The 7217-nt window shown below is 72.6% G+C and carries 6 protein-coding genes; 2 read left to right on the top strand and 4 right to left on the bottom strand.

Annotated elements, in window-relative coordinates; all coding sequences use genetic code 11:
• The 4 genes from E2C05_RS26340 to E2C05_RS26325 all read right to left on the bottom strand — a co-directional run.
• A partial coding sequence (locus tag E2C05_RS26340; protein ID WP_408901633.1) for a hypothetical protein occupies positions 1 to 300 on the bottom strand: 300 nt, incomplete at its 3' end.
• A 129-nt stretch (positions 301 to 429) separates the two neighbouring features.
• Complete coding sequence (locus tag E2C05_RS26335; RefSeq protein WP_133222629.1) at positions 430 to 1845, bottom strand: dihydroorotase; 1416 nt, start codon at positions 1843 to 1845, stop codon at positions 430 to 432.
• A 93-nt stretch (positions 1846 to 1938) separates the two neighbouring features.
• Positions 1939 to 2778 (bottom strand): glutathione S-transferase C-terminal domain-containing protein, encoded by an 840-nt coding sequence (locus E2C05_RS26330; protein WP_133222628.1) that lies wholly within the window; start codon positions 2776 to 2778, stop codon positions 1939 to 1941.
• Positions 2779 to 2806: 28 nt separating this feature from the next.
• A complete protein-coding gene (locus E2C05_RS26325; protein WP_133222627.1) occupies positions 2807 to 3742 on the bottom strand; it encodes a LysR family transcriptional regulator in 936 nt (311 codons plus the stop codon).
• A gap of 156 nt (positions 3743 to 3898) precedes the next feature.
• On the opposite strand from E2C05_RS26325, the gene E2C05_RS26320 reads away from it, so the two are divergent.
• Positions 3899 to 5437, top strand: a complete 1539-nt coding sequence (locus E2C05_RS26320) for an MmgE/PrpD family protein (RefSeq protein WP_133222626.1) — start codon at positions 3899 to 3901, stop codon at positions 5435 to 5437.
• Positions 5438 to 5450: 13 nt separating this feature from the next.
• A complete protein-coding gene (locus tag E2C05_RS26315; RefSeq protein ID WP_133222625.1) occupies positions 5451 to 7103 on the top strand; it encodes a bifunctional 2-methylcitrate synthase/citrate synthase in 1653 nt (550 codons plus the stop codon).
• The last annotated feature ends 114 nt before the right edge of the window (positions 7104 to 7217 follow it).

Genomic DNA, 7217 nt, shown 5'->3' with positions numbered 1-7217 from the left:
GCCGCCCAGCGCCGCCTCCGCCGCCGGTCGCAGCGCCGGCCAGGCGCCGGGCCAGAGCGCGGCGAGGTCCGGCGCCGCCGCGTTCGCGGCCCAGGGCAGGCATGCATCATTCGCCAGGGTGCGGCGGGCCGGGCCCCAGGCGACCCAGGCCGGCTGCGTCGTGCCGAGCGCCACCTGCACCGCCAGGGCAAGGCCGGGTGGCCAGGTTCCGGGTGGGCCGAAGCAGGCCAGCGCGCGGTCGGCGGCGGCCGGAGCGGCGCGTGACCCGTCCTCGGCGGTCGGGATCGCGTCAGCCGGCATCCTGCCCTCCCCGCACGGGCGGCTCGGCCGGCCCGCAGGCGGCAGGATAAGGGAGGGGCGGGCGACAGGCCATCACGCATCCGGGATGGCGATGCGGCCGCTTGCGCGGCCCGCCGCGCCGCTGCCGCCTCAGCGCCCCGCGGGCTGCCCCGGCGCGCCGCTTTCCGGCACGGGGCCGGCATGCTGGCGCGGCACGAAGCGGCCGGTGCCCGGCGCCGCCAGCACCGCTGCCCCGTCCCAGATGCAGCGGCCACGCAGGTAGGTGGCGGCCACGCGCGCCCGCATCGCCCGGCCGTCATAGGGCGACCAGCGGGCATCCTCCCGGTCGCGGATCTCGCGCGCGTCGAAGGTGAAGTCGCCGCGCTCCAGCACGCAGAGATCGGCATCGCCGCCGAGGCGGATGGCCCCCTTGCGCGGCGCCAGGCCGTGGAAGCGCGCCGGTTGCTCGGCGCAGTAGCGGGCCATCAGGGTCGGCGGCAGGCCGCGCTCCGCCAGCAGGCTGTACATCAGGGGGGCGAAGCTCTGCAGGCCGGTCAGGCCGGCGCCGGGGGCGAAGATGTCGCCATGGTACTCCTTCCGCGCGCGCGGCCAGGGCGCGTGGTCGGTCGAGACATAGGCGACCTGGCCGGCGAGCAGCGCCGCCCAGACCCGCTCCACCTCCTCGGCCGTGCGGAAGGGCGGGTTGCACTTCCCGAAGCCCTGCAGCCGGACCAGGTCCTCCTCGGTCATGCAGAGATACTGGATGCAGGCCTCGGCCGAGGTCCTGGCGCCGTCCAGCCGGCGGAAGGCCTCGGCCAGGTGGAAGCCGCGGGCGATGGAGGAATGTGCGATGTGGACATGGCAGCCGGTCTCCCGCGCCATCTCGAAGATCTCGAGATCGGCCATGGATTCCGCCAGCGGCGGGCGGGTCCGGGCATGCATGATGGGGTCGGTGCGGCCGGCCGCCTTCGCCTCGGCCGTCAGCCGCTCGACCAGTTCCTGGTCCTCGTTGTGGATGGCGCACATCAGGCCGGTGCGGGCGATCGCGCGGAAGGCGGCCAGCATGGTCGGGTGGTCGATGCGCGGGAAGCGCACCGCGTCGTATTCATAGGTGGAGAGCTTGAAGGAGCAGGCCCCGGCCTCGGCCAAGCCGGCGATGGCATCGATGCCGCCGGCCTTGGTGATGGTGCCGTAGAGCGCCATGTCGACATGGCTGGTGCGGTTCACCCAGCCGATCTTCTCCCGCAGGATCGCCGCGTCGGTGACCGGCCGCGGCACGTCATAGGGCATGTCGACGCAGGTGGTGACGCCGCCGGCGGCGGCGGACATGGACGCGCCCTCGATCCCCGGCCAGCCGGTGGAGGAGGAGGTGTGCATGTGCCCGTCCACCAGGCCCGGCAGCACCAGCATCCCGCGATGGTCCGCCACCTCGGCCGCCGGCGGCGGCGCGCCCTGGCCGATCCCGGCGAAGACCTCCCCCCGCACCGCCACCCAGCCATCCGGCAGCACCGCATCCGGCAGGACGAGGTCGCCGAGGACGATGCGGTCGAAGGGCTGGGCGGTCATGCAAGGCTCCCGGGCTGTGCGGGCGCGACGCTAGACCATGTCCGTGGCGCGGCCCAGCAGGCCGGCCGACCCGGCTCGCCGTGCCCCCGGCGCTCAGGCCTTCGCCGGCCGCTGGTCGTAGACCCGCTGCACGAAACCGGCGATCGGCCGCTGCCGCAACGCGCCGACCAGATCCTGCAGCACCGCCGGCATCTCCTCCAGCCGCGGGATCGGCGCGCCATAGCCGCGCGGCAGGAGCAGCGGCGCCGCCGCGGTCGCCATGGCGATGTCGGCCAGCGTCACCCGGTCCCCGGTCAGGAAGGGCCTTCCATCCGCCAGGCGCGCATCCACCTCCCCGACCACCGCATGGATCATGGTCAGGGACGCCGCCGCCTTCTCCGGCGTCAGGCCCAGCACCTTGCCGATGAAGGCGCGGAACAGCGGGTAGAAGAGCTTCGTGACGAAGACCTCCCAGCCCGGGGCGCCGCGGCTGAGCGGCACGATCATGATCGGCTTGATCGGCAGCAGGTGGAAATAGGCGAAGCCCGCCGTCGCCGCCGCCAGGTCGTCATTGGCACGCTTCCACAGCGTCTCCACCTCCGCCCGCGCCGCGGCATCGGCGGGCAGCAGCCGGCGCTCGGGCGGGCAGCGCGCCTCCGACCAGTCGATGATCGGCCGCGCGCCGCCGATATCCGGCCCCAGGCCCGACAGCACCGGCAGCGCGATGCTGCCGATCCGGCGATAGGCCATCAGGTTGGAGACGAGGGCGATATGCGGCGTCTCCGTGTAGGCAACGCCCTGCTGGTCGAGCACGAAGCGCGTCAGCTCGCCATCGATCATCGGCGGGAAGGTCAGCAGAGTCGCCCGCGCCATGGTGGTCATCCCCGCCCGATCGGTCACGGCGCCCGGGGCCGTCATGGCCGGCGGCGCGTTCGTCCCGAATGCGTAACTCATGCCCCGTCCTTCCGGCAATCCGCGGCGCTCACGCTGCCGGGATCGCGCCGCCCGCGCTGTGCGGGAAGACACGCCGCGCCACCTGCACGGCGAGTCGCGCCGCCTCCGACTCCCGTTCCGCGTGCCAGACCAGGGCGACGCCGACGCTGGCGACCGGCCCCGCCAGCCCGCGGAAGCCGACGCCGGGCGGCCGCAGCACCGCCATGCCGGAGGAGACGAGCGCGACGCCGAGCCCCGCCGCGACGAAGGCGAGCTGCGCCATGGCGGAGCTGACCTCCCGCACCGCCACCGGCTCGAATCCCGCCGCCCGGCAGGCGGAGACCTGCCGGTCGAAATAGGCCGGGCTGATGCTGCGCGGCAGCAGCATCAGCGGCTCCTGCGCCAGGGCGGAGAGCGGCAGCGGGGCGGCGGGCTCCCCGGGGCGGCCGAGCAGCGCATGCCCCTCCGGCAGCGCCGCGACCAGCGCATCCTCGCCGAGCGGGAGGACGCGCAGCGGCGGCCGGTCGCGGTCGAGCCGGGCAAGGGCGAAATCCACCTCGCCGCGGCGCAGCGCCTCCACCGCATCCGCCGTGTCCATCTCCTGCACCCCGATCGCGGCATCGGGCCGCGCATCGCGCAGCGCGCGGACCAGGGGCGGCAGGAAGTCGAACAGCGCCGAGGTGACGCAGGCCAGCGCCATGGGCAGCTGCCGGCCGGCGCGCAGCTCCCGCGCCAGCGCCTCCACCTGCTTGGCATCCTCGGCCAGGCGGCGGATGCCGGGCAGCAGCGCCTCGCCCTCCCGCGTCGGGCGGGCGCCCTTGCGCGTGCGTTCCAGCAGCTTCACGCCCAGCTCGGCCTCCAGCGCCTGGATCTGCGCCGAGAGCGGCGGCTGGGAGAGGCCGAGCCGCGCGGCCGCCCGGCCGAAATGCCCTTCCTCCGCCACGGCGAGGAAATGCGCCATGCGGCGGAGGATGCGGAAATCCATGCCTGTCCCTTCCGGCAGGGCGGGGCTTGCCCCTGCCTCACGATACGGAAATCCTATCGAGCCGCCGCGTCAATCGGAATGGACGAAGGGCGGAAGCGGCGGGACAACACCGCCGTTCCATCCGTCACACTGGCAGCAAGGGACCCAAGGCCAGCCATGCAGATGCATCCCGTGAAGCTCTACCCCTCCAAGGCGCTGCTGCCGCGGGAGGAACAGCTGGCCTGGAAGATCGCCGGCGTCGCGGCGGACAAGGTGGCCGTCCAGAAGGACGTGCAGGAGATGATCATCAACCGGATCATCGACAACGCCTCGGTCGCCATCGCCGCGGTCAACCGCCGCCCCGTCGTCTCTGCCCGCGCCATGGCGATGGGCCATCCGCGCAAGGGCGCCGCGACCATCTTCGGCGTGTCCAACGCCAAGGGCTTCTCGCCGGAATGGGCGGCCTGGGCGAACGGCACCGCGGTGCGGGAGCTGGACTTCCACGACACCTTCCTGGCCGCCGACTACTCCCACCCCGGCGACAACATCCCGCCGGTGCTGGCGGTGGCGCAGACCATGGAGAAGTCCGGCCGCGACCTGATCCGCGGCCTGGCGACCGGCTACGAGATCCAGATCGACCTGGTCCGCGCCATCTGCCTGCATGAGCACAAGGTGGATCACATCGCGCATCTCTGCCCCTCGGCCGCCGCCGGCATCGGCACGCTGCTGGGCCTGAAGCAGGAGGTGATCTTCCAGGCGGTGCAGCAGGCACTGCATGTCTCGATCAGCTTCCGGCAGTCCCGCAAGGGCGAGATCAGCTCCTGGAAGGCCTTCGCCCCGGCGCATGCCGGCAAGCTGGCGGTCGAGGCCGCCGACCGCGCCATGCGCGGGGAGGGCGCGCCGTCGCCGATCTACGAAGGCGAGGACAGCGTCATCGGCTGGGTGCTGTCCGGCCGGACCAAGGCGGACCAGGACGGCCGCAGCGCCGCCTACGAGCCCGTCTACTACCAGGTGCCGCTGCCGAGCCCGGGCGAGCCGAAGCGCGCCATCCTCGACAGCTACACCAAGGAGCACTCGGCCGAGTACCAGTCCCAGGCGCTGATCGACCTGGCCTTCCGGATGCGGGAGAAGGTGAAGGATTTCGACTCCATCGAGCGGATCACCATCCACACCTCCCACCACACCCACTACGTGATCGGGACCGGGGCGAACGACCCGCAGAAGATGGACCCGAAGGCGAGCCGGGAGACCCTCGACCACTCCATCATGTACATCTTCGCCGTCGCCCTGCAGGACGGCCGCTGGCACCACGTGGACAGCTATGCGCCGAAGCGGGCGCAGCGGGCCGACACCGTCCGGCTCTGGCACAAGATCGAGACCCGGGAGGATCCGGAATGGACCCGCAAGTACCATTCGCGGGACCCGAACGAGCTGGCCTTCGGCGGCCGGGTCGAGATCGTCCTGAAGGACGGCAGCACGGTGGTGGATGAGCTGGGCATCGCCAACGCCCATCCGAACGGCGCCCGGCCCTTCGGGCGGGAGCAGTACATCCAGAAGTTCCGGACCCTGACCGAGGGAATCATCTCGGCGCGGGAGGCCAACCGCTTCCTCGAGGTGGTGCAGGACCTGGCGCGGCTGCCCGCCGGGGAGCTGCACATGCTGAACGTGGCGCTGCCGAACGGCACGCTGCTCGAAGGCAAGCCCGGCATCTTCTGAGGGGGAGGCGGGCATGGCGGGCGCGGCCGGGCGGGACGGGCTGGACGCGGCGACGCTCCGCCCCGCCGGCCCGGGCGACGCCGCCGCGCTCGCCGCCATCCACCATGCCGCCCGCGCCAGCGCCGCGCCCCGCTTCGCCGAGCCCTGGAGCAGGGCGGAGGTCGCGGCCTGGATGGCGGCGGTGCTGCTGCCCCGCCACCGCGTCTGGGTGGCGGAGATCGCGGGCGCGGCGGTCGGCTATGCCGCGCTCGACCCCGCGGGCGGGGTGCTCCTGCACCTGTATGTGGCGCCGGGCTTCCAGGGCCGCGGCGTCGGGGGCAGCCTGCTCGACCAGGCGAAGGCCGCCGCGCCCGGCGGCCTCGCCCTGCATGTCTTCCAGCGGAACCTGGCCGCCCGCCGCTTCTATGGCCGGCACGGGTTCCGCGCCGCCGGATGCCGCGACGGCGCGGCCAATGAGGAGGGGGTGCCGGACATTCTCTGTCTCTGGCGCCCGCCCGCGACCGACCTGACCAGAGGAGCGCAGACCATGAGCGAGACCAGCGAGAAGCCCACCATCTACAAAGGCCTGGTCGGCGTCTATGCCGACGTCTCCGCCGTCTCCAAGGTGATGCCGGAGACCAACAGCCTGACCTATCGCGGCTACGCGGTGCAGGACCTGGCCGAAAACTGCTCCTTCGAGGAGGTGGCCTACCTGCTGTGGGAGGGCGAGCTGCCCAACGCCGCCCAGTTGGAGGCCTTCAAGCAGGAGACGGCATCGCAGCGGGAGATCAGCCCGGCGCTGCACCGCGTCATCCGGGAATTCCCGAAGGACGCCCACCCGATGGACGCCATCCGCACCGCGGTGTCCTTCCTGGGCCTCGAGGACCCGGAGGCGGGCGACGTCTCCCACGACGCGCAGTACCGCAAGGCCAAGCGGCTGTTCGCCAAGATCCCGACCTGCATCGGCGCCGCCTACCGCGCCAGCCGGGGCCTCGACCCCGTGGCGCCGAACCCGGCGCATTCCTTCGCCGAGAATGTCTTCAACGTCATCCAGGGCCGGGTGCCGGAGAAGGAGGTGCTGAAGTCCTTCGACGTCTCGATGATCCTTTACGCCGAGCACACCTTCAACGCCTCCACCTACACCGCCCGGCTCGTCACCTCCTCCGGCGCCGACATGCACGGGGCGATCACCGCCGGCATCGCATCCCTGAAGGGCCCGCTTCACGGCGGCGCGAACGAGGCGGTGATGCACATGCTGAAGGAGGTCGGCGACCCGGCGAAGGCGGCGGCGTGGCTGCACGGCCGCTTCGACCACAAGGCGCTGGTCATGGGCTTCGGCCACCGGGTCTACAAGTCCGGCGACAGCCGCGTGCCCACGATGAAGAAATACGCCGAGAAGATGGCGGAGGTGGTGGGCGACCGCACCTGGATGGAGATCAGCCGGATCCTGGCGGCCGAGATGCTGGAGAAGAAGAACATCCACCCCAACCTCGATTTCCCGGCGGGGCCTGCCTACTACCTGATGGGGTTCGAGATCCCGCTCTTCACCCCCATCTTCGTGGCGTCGCGGATCACCGGTTGGTCGGCGCATGTGCTGGAGCAGCAGGCGGACAACCGGCTGATCCGCCCGCTCTCCTGGTACACCGGGCCGGAGCAGCGGCCCGTGCCGCCATTGGCGGCACGGTAAGTGACCCCTCGCCGCCTCTCGCGCCGCGCTGAGGACGCGATGGCCGCGGCGGGCGGCGCGCCGGCCCGCGGCCGGGGCGGCGACGCGATGCGGCAGCAGGGCGGCGGCGCGGTG

Origin of the sequence: Paracraurococcus ruber (assembly GCF_004353985.1) — a bacterium.
GTDB classification, from domain to species: domain Bacteria; phylum Pseudomonadota; class Alphaproteobacteria; order Acetobacterales; family Acetobacteraceae; genus Paracraurococcus; species Paracraurococcus ruber.
Note: the sequence above shows the minus strand (reverse complement) of the source record. Positions and strands in the feature narration are given on the sequence as shown.